The sequence below is a fragment of the Microcoleus sp. Pol7_A1 genome (assembly GCF_036701085.1).
Taxonomy (GTDB): Bacteria; Cyanobacteriota; Cyanobacteriia; order Cyanobacteriales; family Microcoleaceae; genus Microcoleus; species Microcoleus asticus.
Genome location: NZ_JAUBQD010000001.1, coordinates 184,192 through 201,309 on the forward strand (window position 1 = coordinate 184,192; position 17,118 = coordinate 201,309).

General features: G+C 45.0%; 22 protein-coding genes and 1 pseudogene. 13 read left to right on the plus strand and 10 right to left on the minus strand.

Annotated features, from left to right (window positions below; translation table 11 throughout):
• The first annotated feature begins 81 nt into the window (after positions 1–81).
• Positions 82–1,047, plus strand: a complete 966-nt coding sequence (locus QUA20_RS00785) for an RluA family pseudouridine synthase (protein WP_333176956.1) — start codon at positions 82–84, stop codon at positions 1,045–1,047.
• 378 nt (positions 1,048–1,425) lie between these two features.
• Here the strand turns inward: QUA20_RS00785 and QUA20_RS00790 are convergent, their stop codons facing one another.
• Together QUA20_RS00790 and QUA20_RS00795 are read right to left on the minus strand one after the other, a co-directional pair.
• Positions 1,426–2,184 (minus strand): phycobilisome rod-core linker polypeptide, encoded by a 759-nt coding sequence (locus QUA20_RS00790; protein ID WP_172189583.1) that lies wholly within the window; start codon positions 2,182–2,184, stop codon positions 1,426–1,428.
• Between the two features lie 338 nt (positions 2,185–2,522).
• On the minus strand, positions 2,523–3,119 hold the full coding sequence (locus QUA20_RS00795) for a phycobiliprotein lyase (RefSeq protein ID WP_172189581.1): 597 nt from the start codon (positions 3,117–3,119) through the stop codon (positions 2,523–2,525).
• A gap of 227 nt (positions 3,120–3,346) precedes the next feature.
• On the opposite strand from QUA20_RS00795, the gene QUA20_RS00800 reads away from it, so the two are divergent.
• Positions 3,347–3,517, plus strand: a complete 171-nt coding sequence (locus tag QUA20_RS00800) for an NblA/ycf18 family protein (protein WP_333184417.1) — start codon at positions 3,347–3,349, stop codon at positions 3,515–3,517.
• Positions 3,518–3,748: 231 nt separating this feature from the next.
• Here QUA20_RS00800 and pstB read toward each other — a convergent pair whose 3' ends face one another.
• The 5 genes from pstB to pstS form a co-directional block, all read right to left on the minus strand.
• On the minus strand, positions 3,749–4,549 hold the full coding sequence (pstB, locus tag QUA20_RS00805) for a phosphate ABC transporter ATP-binding protein PstB (RefSeq protein ID WP_015176818.1): 801 nt from the start codon (positions 4,547–4,549) through the stop codon (positions 3,749–3,751).
• Positions 4,550–4,640: 91 nt separating this feature from the next.
• Complete coding sequence (gene pstA, locus QUA20_RS00810) at positions 4,641–5,534, minus strand: phosphate ABC transporter permease PstA (protein WP_172189579.1); 894 nt, start codon at positions 5,532–5,534, stop codon at positions 4,641–4,643.
• 34 nt (positions 5,535–5,568) lie between these two features.
• A complete protein-coding gene (gene pstC / locus QUA20_RS00815; RefSeq protein WP_333184421.1) occupies positions 5,569–6,525 on the minus strand; it encodes a phosphate ABC transporter permease subunit PstC in 957 nt (318 codons plus the stop codon).
• A 122-nt stretch (positions 6,526–6,647) separates the two neighbouring features.
• On the minus strand, positions 6,648–6,773 hold the full coding sequence (locus tag QUA20_RS00820; RefSeq protein ID WP_333184422.1) for a hypothetical protein: 126 nt from the start codon (positions 6,771–6,773) through the stop codon (positions 6,648–6,650).
• Positions 6,774–6,776: 3 nt separating this feature from the next.
• Positions 6,777–7,958, minus strand: a complete 1,182-nt coding sequence (gene pstS / locus QUA20_RS00825; protein ID WP_333184424.1) for a phosphate ABC transporter substrate-binding protein PstS — start codon at positions 7,956–7,958, stop codon at positions 6,777–6,779.
• A 382-nt stretch (positions 7,959–8,340) separates the two neighbouring features.
• Here pstS and QUA20_RS00830 point away from each other — a divergent pair, with 382 nt between their 5' ends.
• The 11 genes and pseudogenes from QUA20_RS00830 (at position 8,341) to QUA20_RS00880 (ending at position 14,640) form a co-directional block, all read left to right on the plus strand.
• Positions 8,341–8,919, plus strand: a complete 579-nt coding sequence (locus QUA20_RS00830; protein ID WP_172189575.1) for a biotin transporter BioY — start codon at positions 8,341–8,343, stop codon at positions 8,917–8,919.
• Between the two features lie 341 nt (positions 8,920–9,260).
• Entirely contained in the window at positions 9,261–9,773 is a 513-nt protein-coding gene (lspA, locus tag QUA20_RS00835; protein ID WP_333184684.1) for a signal peptidase II, read from the plus strand.
• A gap of 329 nt (positions 9,774–10,102) precedes the next feature.
• The gene (locus tag QUA20_RS00840) at positions 10,103–11,758 is read left to right on the plus strand and encodes a radical SAM protein (protein ID WP_333184426.1); all 1,656 of its coding nucleotides are present in this window, start codon (positions 10,103–10,105) and stop codon (positions 11,756–11,758) included.
• Between the two features lie 153 nt (positions 11,759–11,911).
• A complete protein-coding gene (locus QUA20_RS00845; RefSeq protein ID WP_333184428.1) occupies positions 11,912–12,562 on the plus strand; it encodes a hypothetical protein in 651 nt (216 codons plus the stop codon).
• Between the two features lie 28 nt (positions 12,563–12,590).
• Complete coding sequence (locus tag QUA20_RS00850; RefSeq protein WP_445304630.1) at positions 12,591–12,785, plus strand: type II toxin-antitoxin system RelE/ParE family toxin; 195 nt, start codon at positions 12,591–12,593, stop codon at positions 12,783–12,785.
• A gap of 4 nt (positions 12,786–12,789) precedes the next feature.
• Positions 12,790–13,140, plus strand: coding sequence for a transcriptional regulator (locus QUA20_RS00855; RefSeq protein ID WP_333184430.1), 351 nt, complete (start codon positions 12,790–12,792; stop codon positions 13,138–13,140).
• A 12-nt stretch (positions 13,141–13,152) separates the two neighbouring features.
• Positions 13,153–13,266 (plus strand): annotated as a pseudogene (locus QUA20_RS00860) (SRPBCC family protein); the annotation flags it as partial.
• A 34-nt stretch (positions 13,267–13,300) separates the two neighbouring features.
• On the plus strand, positions 13,301–13,630 hold the full coding sequence (locus QUA20_RS00865) for a type II toxin-antitoxin system RelE/ParE family toxin (RefSeq protein ID WP_333184432.1): 330 nt from the start codon (positions 13,301–13,303) through the stop codon (positions 13,628–13,630).
• Between the two features lie 4 nt (positions 13,631–13,634).
• The gene (locus QUA20_RS00870; protein WP_333184434.1) at positions 13,635–13,994 is read left to right on the plus strand and encodes a transcriptional regulator; all 360 of its coding nucleotides are present in this window, start codon (positions 13,635–13,637) and stop codon (positions 13,992–13,994) included.
• A 12-nt stretch (positions 13,995–14,006) separates the two neighbouring features.
• On the plus strand, positions 14,007–14,468 hold the full coding sequence (locus QUA20_RS00875; RefSeq protein WP_333060397.1) for an SRPBCC family protein: 462 nt from the start codon (positions 14,007–14,009) through the stop codon (positions 14,466–14,468).
• The gene (locus QUA20_RS00880; RefSeq protein ID WP_015176827.1) at positions 14,452–14,640 is read left to right on the plus strand and encodes a CPXCG motif-containing cysteine-rich protein; all 189 of its coding nucleotides are present in this window, start codon (positions 14,452–14,454) and stop codon (positions 14,638–14,640) included. Before QUA20_RS00875 ends, QUA20_RS00880 begins: the two co-directional genes overlap by 17 nt.
• 4 nt (positions 14,641–14,644) lie before the next feature.
• Here the strand turns inward: QUA20_RS00880 and QUA20_RS00885 are convergent, their stop codons facing one another.
• The 3 genes from QUA20_RS00885 to QUA20_RS00895 form a co-directional block, all read right to left on the minus strand.
• Complete coding sequence (locus QUA20_RS00885) at positions 14,645–15,397, minus strand: gamma-glutamyl-gamma-aminobutyrate hydrolase family protein (protein ID WP_172189567.1); 753 nt, start codon at positions 15,395–15,397, stop codon at positions 14,645–14,647.
• A gap of 193 nt (positions 15,398–15,590) precedes the next feature.
• Positions 15,591–16,253, minus strand: a complete 663-nt coding sequence (locus QUA20_RS00890; RefSeq protein ID WP_333184436.1) for a DUF2834 domain-containing protein — start codon at positions 16,251–16,253, stop codon at positions 15,591–15,593.
• A gap of 125 nt (positions 16,254–16,378) precedes the next feature.
• The coding region (locus QUA20_RS00895) for an FAD-dependent oxidoreductase (RefSeq protein ID WP_333184438.1) at positions 16,379–17,118 on the minus strand (740 nt) is incomplete at its 5' end.

Sequence of the window (17,118 nt, forward strand, 5' to 3'; positions counted from 1 at the left end):
CCGTGCGCTCGCGAACTCACTCACAGATGTTATGATTAAGATATTTGCTTTACAGATTTGGCAAAAAATAGTAAAAAGTAAATGATAGAAACAGACACTGCGGCACAGATTTACACAGTAGAAAATACAGAGGAATTCGATCGCAGTAATGTCAATCAGCGATTAGATATTTGGCTGTCAAACCAGATACCGGACTTATCCCGATCGCGAATCCAAAGCCTCATATCACAAGGCAACGTCAAAGTCAACGACGAAACCTGCACCTCGAAAAAAATATCAGTAAAAACGGGCGATCGCATCCATCTCACATTACCCGAAGCCCAGCCCACTTCCTTGCAGGCCGAAGCAATTCCCCTCGACATTCTCTACGAAGACGACAGCCTAATTATCATCAACAAACCAGCCGGATTAGTCGTCCACCCAGCCGCCGGACACCAAGACGGTACATTAGTCAACGCTCTCTTAGCCCACTGTCCCCTAGCAGAAATAGGCGGAGTTCAGCGGCCGGGAATCGTGCACAGATTAGACAAAGATACAACAGGTGCGATCGCGATCGCCAAAACCGACATTGCCCACCAACACCTGCAAGCCCAACTCAAAACTAAAACCGCCCGCCGCGAATATTTAGGCATAGTTTACGGCGCTCCCAACACCGAAACAGGCACAATAGACCTACCCATCGGGCGGCATCCCACAGACCGCAAAAAAATGGCAGTAGTACCAGTAGAAAAAGGCGGTCGCCCCGCAGTTACTCACTGGACAATCAAAGAAAGAATCGGCAACTATTGCTTAATGCACTATCAATTAGAAACCGGCCGCACCCATCAAATTCGCGTGCATACAGCCGAAATAAAACATCCCATTGTCGGCGACCCGATGTACAGTTCCAACCGTTCTATCGGCGTCAATTTAACCGGACAAGCCCTCCACGCATGGCGGCTGACTTTGCAGCATCCAGTAACTGGAGAATTAATAGAGGCGATCGCACCTTTACCCGATCAATTCAACACCCTGCTAAAAATATTGCGCCTGCGCTCTCACACTTGATCTCTTGGGCAGTTAAAACTGCTAAAGTTCTTACTATAAACATTTTTTGCCCTTCCTTTTTTCTTCATTAAACTTCTTGCCTAAATCTTTGATGCAAGAGGGAAACCGCAGATGAAAGTGGATGCACGCAGATCGACGCAGATATATTTAAAGATAGTTTGCGAAGGCATTCAATTCAAGTCTAATATTTCTCCATTAAATCCCGTACATTGCTCGTTGGCGAACTTCTTCCCAAAAAATTATGAGTCCTAAGTTTTGGATTCCAAGTTTATCAAAAAACTCAAACCTCAAAACTCAAGACTCAAAACTCTCTCAGCCTAAAAGCCGATCGATTCAGTCGATCGCCCGACACAAATAATCGCATCAGGGCAGCATCAATTACCGGCGACGGGGAACCATCGTGTCGATATTGATATTAGCTAGAGGCACGCGCTGCGGCGGAGTAGCAGGCAGGGGCATATTGCGCGCCATACCCAAATAGTTCGACGGATCGCCAGCTTTGGGCTGCTGCTCTTGAGGAACAAAACGGCGGACACTTGTTTGCCAGATGATTTGCGGGAAGCCAAGCTGCGAACGGTGGTACTCACCGTAGCGGGGCGTCTTCAAGTTGAAAGGAGTGTCCCCTCCAACTCGCTGAGGCAAAATTCGGCGCTGCTGGTAAGGTACTGTATCGTAGCCGAACTTTTCCAGGTACTCATCGCTATTGACCAACTCGTCAATAAAGCCTTGAGGCCCCTTATTGGCTACTACGATCGACCAAGCAATTTTTTCGCGCTCGCTGTACACATCCCGGCCCAAAATGCGCTGCACGCACATTTCCACAAACCGATAGTTGCTGTTAGTTTGATAATTCCGCTCCAAGAAAGGAGAAGAAGTCGCCAAACCGCGAATAAAGTCCCGCACAGTAATTTGGCCGAACTTGAGTTGCGACTCCAAAGACTTTTGGCGGTTGCTCTTGAGGATTTGGTGTTCGCTGTAAATCTGGCGATATCCAGCCCAAATCAAATTTTCCATGTCTCCAGATGAGAGCACATTTTCAGTTGTGAAAACTCTGGGCTTCTCGTCGCTCCCCACTTCAAAACCAGCAACGCGCTGGTTTTGGCTCTTGGGGGCGTAGCTTATCAAAGGTAGCGCCACGTTAAAATCTCCGTTATCTCAAATTTCAGAAATAGTTGACACCGTGAGCTGCCAGCATAACGGATACAACTAACCAACATACAGATTAGGGGATTCCCGCAATCTAAATCTGATTTTCCTGAATTTTTGCAACAATCTGTAACATTTGTTGACTTTGGGGAAGTCAGCAGTCAGTAATTAGCAATCACCCAGGTTCCCAGTCTCTGGCTGGGAACGCCACTTGAGAGGCTCTGCCTCGTCTAATCTAACCGGAGGCAGAGCCTGAGACCCAGGATTCCCAGGCTGAGTCTGGAAACGAAGCCAAAGTTATGACCGATGACTCATGACTAATGACTAAATTACCAGCCCAGAGCCGAATAAAACTCGCTGGCGGCCACTTGATCTCCTGCGGCTTCTGATGTTGCATCCGAGTCTGGTTCCACCCGAATTTCGGTACAAAAAGTCGAAGTGCTGAAACCGCCAAAGCGCTTTACCGTACTCGTCCGCATCCGCACGTTGGGATTAGCAAACCAGAAACGCTCGATCGAACTCATCGTCTCGTATTCCGTAATCAGCAGCAGCCCATCCTCATCATCCATCTCAAAACGGCCAGCTACCGGCACAATTTCCGCATAGCCGCGTTCCCGCAACATTAAACCCTGCCGGGGATTTTCAGGATCGGGGACGATCGCGAACACCGTAGATCCCTTGTGATTCTCATCATCCTTATCCCACGCCATCGAACCGTGCCAAGTTACAAAAGCCCCCCCAGCAGCCCGGCTCGGATCGACTTCGTGCATTTGGCAAATCTCGGCCACTCGCGCGTCATCCGCAGCCAGCGCCGTTACCTGAATATTTGAATCCCCAATCTCCGCTTGGCGGAAAGCGAGGTGGTGAGTGCTGCGCTGAGAACGCCACTCCCCAGCACTGCTTTGAAAAAACTCCATTGCATCCATACAAACTATCTCCTTTGGCTTATGCTTCCCGCTCTTGACGCCTTTTTATGATAGAGCTCCCCCCACTTAGATGTACTTTTGCGACACAAATTAGTCTCAAAATGTCTACTTTGGACATATTGTCAAGGGAATGTTATGATAGTTTACAATGTAGGAACACAACAAATCCTGCGAAACGTCATCCCGATCAATCTCGCATCGATCTCAGCAAACTGGAGGAGCGACTTATGGATATGCCTACAACCAGTCTCAGCATGGAACAGGAGTTCAAACTTCAAGTGCTGCGCGAACAAGTCAAAAGCTTAAGCCAAGACCAAGCTCAGGAATACTTGCTCGAAGTTATGCGGCAAAACATGGTCAAAGAAAACCTGTTAAAGCATTGGATGAAGAATATGTGAACTCTTCAGCATTTCTTGACAAAAATCAGTGGCTTGTATTTGCAAAAAGTACGATCGAGCTTTTAATCATAAAACCCAGAATCCCGCTTTCTCCAAGAAAGCGGGATTCTCAATTCAGAAAAGTTTTACGCAGTTTTTTTTGTCGCTACCATACTCAGAAAATAAAATGTTTTTAGTCTCTTGTAGAGGGACGACAGTTTGTGTAGCGACAGGCTTCAACCTGTCGGGGACTCAACCAAAACGGCCGCTCACATAATCTAAAGTAGACTCTTCCTTCGGACTTTGGAAAATTACCTCAGTCTTGTCACACTCCACAAGATAGCCAAACCGCTTGCCATCGTCAGAAAGTTTAGCATTGAAAAAAGCAGTCAGGTCAGAAACCCGAGAAGCCTGCTGCATATTGTGAGTAACGATCACAATCGTATACTTCTCCTTGAGTTCCCGCATCAACTCCTCAATCTTAATCGTAGAAATCGGGTCAAGAGAAGCGCAAGGTTCATCCATTAACACTACATCAGGATTAATCGCGATCGCCCTAGCAATACACAAACGCTGCTGCTGGCCGCCCGAAAGAGAAAAACCGCTTTGCTTCAACTTATCCTTCACCTCATCCCACAAATAAGCTTGGCGGAGCGACTTCTCCACCAGCTCATCCATATCCCCCTTATAATTGTTCACCCTCGCACCGTAAGCAATATTGTCATAAATCGACTTCGGGAAAGGATTCGGCTTTTGGAATACCATCCCAATCTTGCGGCGCACCTCTACAGCATCAATATCAGGAGCGTAAAGATTTTGACCGTAGTAATCAATTCTACCCTCTAAACGAAAACCGTTAACTAAATCGTTGAGGCGGTTAAAACATCGCAGAATTGTACTTTTACCGCATCCAGACGGCCCAATCAAAGCAGTAATGCGATTCTTAGGAATCTCCATACAAACATTTTTAACCGCGTGAAAAGCGCCGTAAAAAATATTGATATTTTCTGTCCGTAAAATTGTTTCCGTTTGCTTGTCTAAATCCATCATCATACAGGTAAAAATCCTCTCAAATTTTACTCAAGACCTGGGTTACATTCGACCTTCACCATAAGTGCATGAATGCCTTTTTAAAACTCACCCTTTAATACACTTTTTTGTGAGTAGCCCAGCGAGAAAGAATACTCGTCAGCAACACCATACACACCAAAATCAAAGATGCAGCCCAAGCCAATTCTTTCTGTGCCTTAAAAGGAACCGTTGCAAAGTTGTACACCAAAACCGAAAGACTCGGAGTTGGCTTATCAAACCCTGCCGGCCAAAAAGGCGAATTCAGCGCCGTGAAAATTAAAGGAGCCGTTTCTCCAGCAGCGCGAGCAATTGCCAGCGTCACGCCCGTTAAAATAGCCGGAATTGCCGCAGGCAAAACCACCTGCAACACTGTCTGATAATTAGAAGCACCGACACCAACCGACGCCCATCTAATATCTTGCGGGACGATTTGTAGAGCTTCGTCAGTAGTCCGCACAATCGTGGGCAACATCAGCACTGCCAGCGCCGCGCCCCCTGCAATTGCCGAAAAACCTCCCATATTTACCACGAACAAACCGTAGGCAAATACCCCGGCAATAATCGAAGGAACGCCGCTGAGGACATTAGTAGCAAAGCGTACCCAGCGAGCTACTTCGCCGCTGCTGAACTCCGACAAATAAACTGCTGCCAATACACCAAAAGGAACAGCAATTAAAGAAGCAATTCCCACCGTCATCAACGTACCGAGAATTGCATTAGCAATTCCGCCTCCCGACAGTCCGGGCGGCGGCGGCAGCTTGGTAAACAAGTCTAAATTCAGGCGATTGAAGCCTTGTACCGTGACGTAGGAAAGCACTGCAAACAAAGGCAGCAGAGTGATGGCAAGACTAGCTCCAGCCAGTACAGTCATTGCCTGATTAAACAGCGCTTGCGGGCTGTTTTTAACCTTCTTCAAACTGCCTGTTTTCGATACCAAAGGATTCTCGTCGGAGACGCTATTTGACATAAACTAAAACTATGTAGGAAATTGCGGCAAACTTCTAGTTGTACTTTGCTCTTACTTGAGAAACAATCCACTCTGCCAAAATATTCACAATCAGCGTCAGAATAAATAGAATTAGCCCCGTGTACATCAGAGCAGCAACTTGCAATCCCGAAGCTTCGGCAAATTGATTGGCCATCAGAGAAGCAATAGTATTTGCAGGAGCTAGCACAGAAGCACTTAACTGATTGGAATTGCCAATTAACAGAGTTGCGGCCATTGTTTCTCCCATAGCGCGACCGAGCCCGAGCATAATTCCGCCGACAATGCCGGAGAAAGCCGCCGGTACGAGCACTCTAAAAATTGTTGTCCAGCGAGTAGCTCCCAAACCCAGAGATGCTTGTCGCAATTCGGGCGGGAGACTTGCCAAAGAGTCGCGGGAAATAGCAGTAATAATGGGCAAAGTCATGATGCCCAAAATTACTCCGGCGGGTAACATTCCCGGGCCCACTGGCGGGGTGCTAAAAATCGGCAGCCATCCGAAAGTGCCGTTAAGAAACTTGCCGAGACTGGTAATAATGGGAATCAATACAGCAATTCCCCACAAACCGTAGACTACGCTGGGAATGGCTGCTAAAAGTTCTACTAAAAAAACCAAAGCTGTGCGCACTGGCAGCGGCAAAAAATCTTCACTCAAGAAGATGGCAGTCCCTACTCCTAATGGTACTGCAATTAGGAGCGCGATCGCCGAACTGACGATCGTCCCGTAAATCATCGGCAGCGCGCCGTACTCTTCTTTAACCGGATTCCAGCTACTGCTAAACAGAAAGCCCAAACCGTACTGTTGAATCGCAGGTAAAGCCCTATAAGCAACGGTGAGCGCGATTACCAGCAAAATTACACCAACTCCTATTCCCAAAATCCGAGTCAGCCAGATAAAGCCTTGGTCTAAGGATTTTTCTGCTTGAGAGCGCGATCGGCTCTCTGATTGAGCGCTGTTACGATCTGAAATCATAGAAAAAAAAACCAAATATATAGTAGCGGAAAATAGCCTGTTTCGGAAAAAGCTAGAAGGAAGCAGAAAGAAAGACCATAAATAAAATCAAAGAGGGGCGGGTTTATTAATCCCCTGAGTTTTCAACAAATATTTCTGGTAAAACCCGCCCCTACAGAAATATCTCTCTTTTTTTCTTCCTTCTTCCGTCTTCCGTCTTCCGTCTTCCTTCTTCCTTCTTCCTTCTTCCTTCTTCCCTCTTCCTTCAATTACTATTTGGCAACCTCAATCTTGTAGTCTGGGCTGATGCCGTCAGCGGCCGCGGCTACTTTTTCTTTAACGTTTTGGGGCAGAGGAACGTAGCCCAATTCGGAACTAACTTTTTGACCTTCAGTTAAGCCGTATTCAACCATTGCCTCGATGGTTTTGGCTTTGTTGGGGTCAGTAACTGTTTTGGGGACGAGCATCCAAGTGTAGGTGACAATTGGATAGGATTGAGCGCCTTCGGGGTCTTCGATAAATGCTCGCAGGTTTTCCGGCATGGGCACAGTTGCTAAAGCTTGAGAAGCTGATTCGTCGGTAGGTGCGACAAAGCTGCCTGCTTTGTTTTGCAAAGATGCAAATTTGAGATTGTTGTTTTTGGCATAGCCGTATTCTATGTAGCCGAGGCTGCCTACGGTTTGCAGAATTTGAGCTGTGACGCCTTCGTTGCCTTTTGCGCCTACGCCTACGGGCCACTGTACTGTTTTGCCGTCGCCTACTGCACTTTTCCAGTCGGGGCTGATGGCACTCAGGTGTTTGGTGAACACGGCGGTGGTACCGCTACCGTCGGAACGGTGGACGATGGTGATAGCTTGGTCTGGCAATTTAGCGGTCGGGTTGGCGGCTGCAATTTTGGGATCGTTCCAGTTGGTAATTTTACCGGCGAAGATATCTGCGTAAACATCCCGTGGCAGTTTCAGTGGTTCGGTTAAGTCTGGCAGGTTGTAACCGATGACGATGCTGCCGGCTGTCATGGGCAGTAAGAGCACGCCTTTGTCTGCTGGAACTTTGGCGATTTCGTCGTCTTTCATGCCGGTGTCGCTGGCCCCAAAGTCTACTGTGCCTTTGGTAAATTGTTCGACTCCGGCGCCGCTGCCTACTGATTGATAGTTAATTTGTACTTTGGGGTTGATTTTGTTGAAGTCTTGAAACCAACGCTGGTACAGAGGGGCGGGGAAGGAGGCGCCGGCTGCGGTGATGGCTACGTCTGAGGCTAGGGCGAGTTTGGTATTTTCCGCTGCGCCGGTGGCTGCAACGGGGGAAGCGCCGGGGGATGCTGCGGTGTCGCCACTGCTGGGGGTGCTATTTGTGGTTGTGCTGGTGCCGCAAGCTGCTACACTCAGGGCGATCGCCATAGCAGAAATTGCTGTAGTCAGACGGTTTGGATTAATCAAGTTGAGACGAAAAAGCATAGGTATAAAAAATCTGCGATCGTTATATCGGTGTCGGCATCAGCATAGCGCGCGAAAGTAAAGGTTAGGTTAAGAATCTTTACACTTTATGGCAATTTAATATTAATTAATATTATTAATGTTATTTATGAGCTTGACAATTGTGAAGTTATAAGATATAGGGCAGAGAAATAGCTACGGAAACAAGCAGTCGATCGCCCGATCGCCAATAATTCGCCATTAAATTATCGCAAGATCCAGGCTGGAGAACCAGAAAACCATACAATGGTGGTTATTTTGACAGTAGTGCTAGTATTAAGAATTTAAAAGCTGTGGGCATTGAAGCTTGCCTCGGACAAATGCCTTCTGCCTTATACCTTCTGACGAATGCCGTTTGATGATAATGCCTGCTCCTATTGAATTAATCTGGGCTGTTATTGGTTTGCTCCTGACGATAGGAGGCACTTTTTTGCCTGCATCTGTCACAATTCCGATTGGGTTTTGGGACGATCGAGGATTTCAGGCGTACTCTTTAGGTGTTACCTATCAAATAGGAGCCGTTTTGCTAGTAGGCTGCATGGGGGGGAAAAATGCTGCGGCTCTCTCGCAAATTGCTTATTTGGCATTAGGATTAACTTTGTGGCCAGTTTTTTCTCAAGGCGGTGGCATCGGCTATCTCAAAGAAGCGAGTTTTGGGTATTTGCTGGGTTTTGTGCCTGGTGCTTGGGTGTGCGGCTGGGTAGCTTTTAAGGTGGCTTCGCGGCTGGAATCTATGGCTTTTAGCTGTTTGTGCGGTTTGTTCACTGTTCACGCGATCGGCTTAATTTATCTAGTTTTTACTTACTGGCTGCCTCCGGCAAAAAAAACACCTTTATTCGATGAGATTCTTAAATATTCGATTTATCCTCTGCCGGGACAATTGGCGGTAGTTTGTGCGATCGCAGTGCTGTCATTTACTTTGCGCCGCTTGATGTTTTATTAATTGGGTAATTGGTAATCGGTAAGGTAGTTACAAATAAATATTAGATGGGGAAGGCGGGTGAGAGCAGTCATAAAATCGCTTGTTTCATAGATTGTTAGCTAAACCCACCCTTACAAGATACTATGTTTTTTTGCCTTTACTTACTTAATCGAGAATTGCTAATCGGCGATTGATAGGGGATTGGTAGTTGTGTCAAATAAGGTTATACTGTCATTGCGCAACGGGAGAGTCTTCTCGCTGCGGCTGGGATTTCTTTGCTGCACTGAATTCTGCTGGCAATAACTAGCGAAATTTGAGTAAATTATCCCATGCCCGATGCCCCATTTTCTATTCCCCAATCCATGCGTTTTAAAAGAAATCCCTTGTTCTGGGTTGCTGCTGTTATCAGTTTAGTTTTAGACCACCTGACTAAGTTTTGGGTGGTACAAAATTTTGACTTGACACTTCCTCCGCAGACGCAGCCACTGTTACCCGGGGTGTTTCACTTCACTTATGTTGTTAATACCGGTGCCGCTTTTAGTCTGTTCAGCAATGGCGGGGCGATTTGGTTGCGCTGGCTGTCTTTGGCCGTTAGTGTCGGATTGATTGTGCTGGCTTGGTTCGGACCGCGAATTAACCGCTGGGAACAAGCTGGCTACGGTTTGATTTTGGGGGGAGCACTGGGGAACGGGATCGATCGATTTGTTTCTGGCCATGTTGTAGATTTTATCGATTTTCGGCTGATTCGGTTTCCGGTGTTTAATCTGGCAGATGTGTTTATTAATGCTGGGATTGTCTGTTTGCTGATTGCAACTTTTCACAGTGCACCGCCGACTCCGAGAACTCAGGACGATCGCAATTCTATTTCAGAGTAACTTTTAACAAGTCAATCGATTTTCGATTTTCGATTTTCGATTAACCACCCACGGGTTGTACCGTTCTCAGGTTTATCGGATGCCGAACTTTTGTGCTTATCCACTGATGAATCCGGCGGCCTCGCAACCAATTGCTTTCGGTCATTTGTCAGTTGTCTGTTACCAGAAGGTATAGGTGTCAACTTAAGGTTAGAGTCATTTATGAGCTATAATTATATTTTTTATTGCTAAGGCTAAACTTGCCCGCGATCCAAAGCAATTGGGTCACAAACCCCCGGATTTATCCGTGGGAGAAATTCCATAATCTAAAATCTAAAATCTAAAATCGGATGACTCCTAATCCATTTGCTCAAGAACGCTTACTATTTGCCCCAGCCACCCCCGATGCTGATGCTATCCCGACTATTTTTGCTTTTCCCAACGAGTACACTGTGGGTATTACCAGTCTCGGCTATCAGATAGTGTGGGCAACTTTGGCTGTGCGATCGGATATTGAAGTCAGCCGTTTATTTACTGATATCCGCGAACAACTTCCCCGACATCCAGAATTACTGGGATTTTCGCTTTCTTGGGAACTAGACTATGTAAATATTCTAAATTTATTGGAATCTTTAGAAATTCCGATTTGGGCGTCAAAACGAACTGATAATCATCCGATCGTCTTCGGCGGCGGCCCGGTTTTTACTGCTAATCCAGAACCTTTTGCCGATTTTTTTGATGTGATTTTGCTCGGAGATGGCGAACATCTCATAGACAATTTTATTGATGCTTGTAAAGAAGTCCGTACCGCCGACAGACAAACTAAATTGCGGCATTTAGCCCAAGTTCCGGGAGTTTACGTCCCCAGTTTGTACGAAGTAACTTATCTGGATGCGGCTGAGGGTATTAAATCGATTCAGCCTGTCGATTCGGGAATTCCCAGTATGGTTGAAAAACAGACTTATCGCGGCAATACTTTATCTGCTTCCACTGTGGTGACAGAAAAAGCCGCTTGGGAAAATATTTACATGGTGGAAGTAGTTCGGAGTTGTCCAGAAATGTGCCGTTTTTGTTTGGCAAGTTATCTGACATTGCCGTTTAGAACTGCGAGTTTGGAGGGTTCGCTAATTCCGGCGATCGATCGCGGTTTAGCTGTGACTAATCGTTTGGGTTTGTTGGGTGCTTCGGTCACTCAGCACCCGGAATTTGAAGCGTTGCTGGATCATTTGAATCATCCGAAATACGACGGCGTGCGGTTGAGTCTTTCTTCGGTAAGGACGAATACGGTGACAGTTAAATTGGCAGAAATCTTGACAAACAGAGACAGCAAATCTGTGACAATTGCGGTGGAAAGCGGGAGCGATCGCCTCCGCCAAATCGTTAACAAAAAACTCACAAATGACGAAATTATTCAAGCTGCTATCAATGCTAAGGCTGGCGGCTTAAAGGGAATTAAACTTTACGGGATGGCGGGAATTCCCGGCGAAGAAATGGAGGATTTAGAGGAGACGGTGGCGATGATGCGGGCGATTAGAAAAGCCGCTCCCGGTTTGCGGTTGACTCTGGGATGCAGCACTTTTGTCCCGAAATCACACACTCCTTTTCAGTGGTTTGGAGTGAATAAAGATGCGGAGAAGAGGCTGAAGTTTTTAGATAAAGAATTGCGTAAGCTGGGTTTAGAATTTAGACCTGAAAGCTATAATTGGTCGGTGATTCAGGGTTTGCTCTCTAGGGGCGATCGGCGGTTGTCTCGGCTGTTGGAATTAGTGCGGCATTACGGCGATACTTTGGGCAGTTATCGGCGGGCGTTTAAGGAGTTGCGGGGACAGTTGCCGGAGATGGATTTTTATGTTTTTCAAGAGTGGGAATTGGATCGGGTTTTGCCTTGGAGTCATTTAAAAGGGCCGCTACCGGAGGCGACTTTGAAAAAGCATTTGGCTGAGGCGATGAGTCATACAACACGACAGCCAAATCAAGAATGTGAGAATTCACTAAGTCGCGTTTAGTAAATTAGATTATAATAGCCTCATGCGTGTTATTGCCAAAGAGCAGAAATCCATCTGGCATAAGGCTCACGGTAACAGGAATAGATCTCAAATGGGTTCTATATTTCACAGATCAAATTCATTGGATATAAAAAATTGTGAGGGTTTACTATTATGAAATGGAAAAAATTGCTCCTTACACTCCTAGTTATTTTACCAGTTTCAGGTACTTTTCATAAGATATCTGCTTCCTATGGAAACACAATATTCATCGCCCAAGAGAATAGAGAACAAGATAAGTTGGAACTTTGCTATATTGCCCAATCGTTTAGGAAAATCGAGGACTTAGAATTTGTTACTATAATTGACTATAAGGCTCTCAGTAGAGATGAAGGACAGGGCTACGGAGCAAAATGGAAAAATAAAGACAATACTCTCGATTTATATCTGTACGAGCTTAATTATCAAAATATTGGAAATTCTTTGGATTCTCCTTTTGTAGAAGAAGCACTTAATTCAGCTATAGAAGGAGTTAGATACGCTCTTCAAAACGGAATATACCAAAAAGCAGATATTGGAGTCACTTCCACTCGGCAATTCGGTGAATTCAAGTTTTTATTTGTACCCATAAAAATTTTACGTTCTGGAAGACAGGCAGAATCTGTAATTATCTTGACTGTACTTCAAGGGCGGTTTTTCAAAGTTCGCTTAACATCTTTTGAAGAAAATCCAAAACAAAAAATAGAACGTATTCTTACTAAATTGCCTCAACTCATCCCCACAAAATCCAAAGTAGCTAGTAACTGTCCTACTGACCCATCCTAAGTTCACCTTTGGCAAACTCGAAATTATTTTGGGGAATTTGGGAAATTGTCAATCAGTTGGAAATGGAGTCTTTGAATTAAGGATAAACTATGGCTCTGGTTTCCAGATTTATTTTGGGCAAATAGGAATGACAATTGTGATTCTCATCTGCGGAGGCGATAAAAGCACTCAAGACAGAGATATCCGCCAAGCTAAAGAATACTGGACAGATTATAGGAGTTAAGACAATGCCTAAAAGCCTACCTTATCATCCATTTTTGATTGAATCTCTCAAAAAGCCAATAGATTCTGCTATGTATCTAGAGGCTTTTTTTGAAGAAGAAAACCCCGAGGCAGAACTGCTAAAAATGGTACTTAGCAATGTAGCAGAAGCTCTTGGCAAACAGCAGATGTCTCCAGAACAATATGAAGTACAATTAAAAAAACTGGAGCAATTTCTGTCGCAGCAAGGAAGTGATGCGATTTATAATCTGGGAACTTGGCTGAATGCTTTGGGATTGAAACTAACTGTTGCTGTTTGTACTGATACAGAGGATAATACTGCAAATGCTGAAACGCGATCGCACTTAACTGTCTAGCCCAACGATACAATGCCCAATTTTAAATATTCGTCGCTGATTAATGCCACTGTTGAAGCAGTCTGGAACTTTCACCAAAGGCAGGACATTCTGCAACTTTTGACTCCGCCTTGGCAACCGGTTCAAGATAAGATGAGGAGCGACATACTATAATACAATTATGGCAGAAGTCCAACCCAGGGAAATTCAGCGTTATGTTGCCTCAGACGGTCAAGTGCCGTTTGATAACTGGTATGATTCGCTCCGAGATAGCAAAATTTCAACAATTATCAATAAAAGACTTAACCGAGTTATTTTGGGGAATTTGGGAGATTTTCAATCAGTTGGAAATGGAGTCTTTGAATTAAGGATAGACTATGGCCCTGGTTTCCGAATCTATTTTGGGCAAGTAGGCACAACAATTATACTTCTTCTGTGCGGAGGAGATAAAAGCACTCAAGACCGAGACATTCGCCAAGCAATAGAATACTGGACAGATTATAGGAGTTAAAAAAATGCCTAAAAGTTTACCGTATCATGACTTTTTGATGGCACGGCTAAAAAACCCCAGTTATGCGGCAGTCTATCTCGAAACTCATTTTGAATTAGATGAAGGCGAAGAACCTGACGAAGCATTGCTGAAACGATCTCTGAGCGATGTAGCTGAAGCTCTAGGTCAACCAAAAATGACTCCAGAAGAATATGAATTGCACTTAAAAAAACTGGATCAATTGCTGTCGCAGCAAGGAAGTGATGCGATTTATAATCTGGGAACTTGGCTGAATGCTTTGGGATTAAAACTAACTGTTGCTGTTTGTACTGATACAGAGGATAATACTGCAAATGCTGAAATGCGATCGCACTTAACTGTCTAGCCCAACGATACAATGCCCAATTTTAAATATTCGTCGCTGATTAATGCCACTGTTGAAGCAGTCTGGAACTTTCACGAAAGGCCGGACATTCTGCAACTTTTGACTCCGCCTTGGCAACCGGTGAAAATCATTCGCCGCGAAGGGGGACTCGATGTGGGTGCTGTATCAGAATTTCGCCTGTTATTGGGGCCGATTCCTGTAAAATGGGTGGCGACTCACACTGAGTGCGAACAATATCGCTTGTTTGTTGATGAACAAACTGAAGGGCCGATGGCAAGTTGGACTCACCGACACGAGTTTACCTCAGAAAATGGCAAGACTAGATTGACAGACGCGATCGCATTTTCGATACCGGGCGGCCCGATTGTAGATTTGTTGTTAGGTTGGTGGGTGGAAATGCGGTTAACAGATATGTTTCGCTACCGCCACGAAGTCACCAAAAGAGAGTGTGAAAAAGATGCAAACAACGGCTGAATATTACTGTGCTTTTTGTGGCGAACCGAGTACAACTTTTGTTGATATCAGCGCTGGTATGGAACAATCTTATATTGAAGATTGCCAAGTTTGCTGTCGCCCGAATGTTCTGTATGTCAGAATAGATGAAGATACTCTCGATATTGAGATAGACACTGACTATCAAGAATAAGTGACTATAAAAATGTATGAATTGTATTTGATGCTGACTTGGTAGAATTCATGAATTTTGAAGCTGCTGCTTCCACGAACGCCCGAAAAATTCGAGAGTTTACCGAACAGTTTGGCGACATTTCCGGATGCCATTGAATTGCTATCATCCAAGGGTGATAGCAGTGTTCCATTGCTTCTACCAAAGTGTCAGGTGCATCGGCTACAATTCGCCAATCGGATGTTACTTTCCGCACTGCTTGATGATGCCAGGAAACAACTGTTGTTGAAGTTTTTCCCATAATTTTTGCTAGCCGACTGTTTGGCTCAATTTCAATGGTATGCTCGATCGCACGTGGGGGAATTCCCGATCCGTGATTAACCTCGTCTCCGTAAGCATCCGGTACGTGAATCACCAAACTGCCACCGCTGGCTACGTTCAGCATTTGCATTCCCCGGCAAATTCCCAACACAGGTATGTCAGCCTTCAAAGCTAGCTTTGCTAAGTTTAATTCAAAATTGTCGCGTTCTGCATTAACCGAGTAAACTGTGCGATCGACATAACCGCCATAAAGTTCTGGGTTGATATCTCCGCCCCCGGAAAAAATTAAACCGTCTACTGCATCCAAAATACTACCCGGATCTAATTGATTGGGCGGCAATAAAATCGGAATGCCACCAGCCGCCTGAACAGCATCAATATAAGTTCCATTTAAGCGATATGCGCCTGCTGAACAGCGGTTATGTGTTGTGATGCCAACGATAGGAAATTTTTTCATTTGCTAGAGACTGGGAGATAATTATTTAGATTAATACTCAGATTTTGCACTATTTGTAATCATTTTTTTATCGCGGACTCGAAGCCCACCCACAATAAAACTTACTTATTGTGAAACAGGCATCTTGCCTGTTTCTTGTCTGATTACTTGTGATAGATTCCTAGATTAAACTGAAAATTCCCTGCACTGCTGTCTAATTTGTAACAGTTTTAGTATTAGTTTCTGGCAGCGGTTTGCGCGTACACAGATAAGCCAATGGCCCGAACAGCGGTACTAATGTTACTGCCCAAAATGCTGTAGAGTTCTGCATTCCTCGGCGCGCCATATCGTCTCCTAACAAGGCAGGAAATAGCAGGCAAAGCATACAAAAATCTAAACTCATTACGTGGATAAAACGGCTGGTTTGCCACTGTTCAATAAAATCAGACCAATCGCCTTTTGTCAAGCCAAAGGCAACTAAACCAACAGCAGCTAATGTTAAGAAAATCCCAGTCAAACGGGAGTCTAATATCTTTAAAAAGATATTTTTTTGACCGGAAAATTCTGGATTCGGTTCCCGCAGGGCTAAATAAGGCAGCAAGGCAAAGGCCCCGACGCCAAAGGATAAAGTGGCAAATAACCATGCAGGTATTTTCTGCCCCCTGCCGTCAGCAAATAAGACGCAACTGTAGATGAGCGGCCAGACTCCCATGATGTAGAACAACGCTACAATTAAAGGGTTGATACCTGCTATTTTGCCTGTGGAAAGATTGGTAATTAGTGTGATGGTTTTTTCTGGGCTGTCGGGTGGTGCAAATACAAAGGCGTAGGTGATAAATGCAATCCACAGCAGCCCAAATCCAATTTTTCTGAACATAGTTAGTTTTTCTGACTTCTGATATTACTATAACAATCTTAAAGGGTTTTTCAATAAGACTTTTTTATTTACCGCAGAGGACGCTATTGACGCAGAGGAAGAGAGGAGAATATCTGAATGTATTGCTATTGGGTATTGCGGGTTTTGGGCAGATTGCTAAATTTTTGCATAAATTGGCGATCGATCCAATCTTTCCAATACCACAGCAGCGCCGATTCCCACATGAAAGATCCGCGAGATGCGATCGCCCTTTTATTCCCCGTACCAATTAACCCTAAGTATTGTTCCTGCGGTGCAAAGGGTTTCAGCGGTTTTTCCAATAAAAACTGCTGCAAATTTTCAAACAGCGGTTTGCCCTGACGCACGGCAAACACGCCTGCTTTGGGACGGGGATAATTAACCATCGCAGTGATATCGCCAGCCGCAAATACGTTGGGGTGAGAGACCGATTGCAGGCAATCGTTGACTTGTATAAATCCGTTTGAGTCTGTGGCTAAACCGGATTTTCTGAGCCAATTAGCGGCGGATGCTTGTGTCACCCAAAAAATGCGATCGCACTCTAATTCTAAACCTGATTTACAGAAAATTTGGTAATCGGTCATTGGGATTTTGAAATTGGTTTCCCTGTCAATTTTTTCTACAGCACAGACTTTTTCCTTTAAATGCAATTGAATGCCGCGACTGATGAGAATTTTTTGAATGCGGCGGCGCACTCGATGGTTATGTGCAGGCATTAATTCAGCACCGCTGTGAAACAAATGAATTTCTGATGATAAATTTTCTAAATTTTCTTCCCTCTTCCTTCTTCCCTCTTCCTTCTTCCCTCTTCCTTCTTCCCTCTTCCTTCTTCCCTCTTCCTTCTTCC

What these genes read in the sequence shown, in the direction of transcription:
- QUA20_RS00785 (WP_333176956.1), top strand. Translation starts at nt 82, where the DNA reads ATGATAGAAACAGACACTGCGGCACAGATTTACACAGTAGAAAATACA.
- QUA20_RS00795 (WP_172189581.1), bottom strand. Translation starts at nt 3,119, where the DNA reads ATGGATGCAATGGAGTTTTTTCAAAGCAGTGCTGGGGAGTGGCGTTCT.
- QUA20_RS00800 (WP_333184417.1), top strand. Translation starts at nt 3,347, where the DNA reads ATGGATATGCCTACAACCAGTCTCAGCATGGAACAGGAGTTCAAACTT.
- pstB (WP_015176818.1), bottom strand. Translation starts at nt 4,549, where the DNA reads ATGATGATGGATTTAGACAAGCAAACGGAAACAATTTTACGGACAGAA.
- pstA (WP_172189579.1), bottom strand. Translation starts at nt 5,534, where the DNA reads ATGTCAAATAGCGTCTCCGACGAGAATCCTTTGGTATCGAAAACAGGC.
- pstC (WP_333184421.1), bottom strand. Translation starts at nt 6,525, where the DNA reads ATGATTTCAGATCGTAACAGCGCTCAATCAGAGAGCCGATCGCGCTCT.
- pstS (WP_333184424.1), bottom strand. Translation starts at nt 7,958, where the DNA reads ATGCTTTTTCGTCTCAACTTGATTAATCCAAACCGTCTGACTACAGCA.
- QUA20_RS00830 (WP_172189575.1), top strand. Translation starts at nt 8,341, where the DNA reads ATGCCTGCTCCTATTGAATTAATCTGGGCTGTTATTGGTTTGCTCCTG.
- lspA (WP_333184684.1), top strand. Translation starts at nt 9,261, where the DNA reads ATGCGTTTTAAAAGAAATCCCTTGTTCTGGGTTGCTGCTGTTATCAGT.
- QUA20_RS00840 (WP_333184426.1), top strand. Translation starts at nt 10,103, where the DNA reads ATGACTCCTAATCCATTTGCTCAAGAACGCTTACTATTTGCCCCAGCC.
- QUA20_RS00845 (WP_333184428.1), top strand. Translation starts at nt 11,912, where the DNA reads ATGAAATGGAAAAAATTGCTCCTTACACTCCTAGTTATTTTACCAGTT.
- QUA20_RS00855 (WP_333184430.1), top strand. Translation starts at nt 12,790, where the DNA reads ATGCCTAAAAGCCTACCTTATCATCCATTTTTGATTGAATCTCTCAAA.
- QUA20_RS00865 (WP_333184432.1), top strand. Translation starts at nt 13,301, where the DNA reads ATGGCAGAAGTCCAACCCAGGGAAATTCAGCGTTATGTTGCCTCAGAC.
- QUA20_RS00870 (WP_333184434.1), top strand. Translation starts at nt 13,635, where the DNA reads ATGCCTAAAAGTTTACCGTATCATGACTTTTTGATGGCACGGCTAAAA.
- QUA20_RS00875 (WP_333060397.1), top strand. Translation starts at nt 14,007, where the DNA reads ATGCCCAATTTTAAATATTCGTCGCTGATTAATGCCACTGTTGAAGCA.
- QUA20_RS00880 (WP_015176827.1), top strand. Translation starts at nt 14,452, where the DNA reads ATGCAAACAACGGCTGAATATTACTGTGCTTTTTGTGGCGAACCGAGT.
- QUA20_RS00885 (WP_172189567.1), bottom strand. Translation starts at nt 15,397, where the DNA reads ATGAAAAAATTTCCTATCGTTGGCATCACAACACATAACCGCTGTTCA.
- QUA20_RS00890 (WP_333184436.1), bottom strand. Translation starts at nt 16,253, where the DNA reads ATGTTCAGAAAAATTGGATTTGGGCTGCTGTGGATTGCATTTATCACC.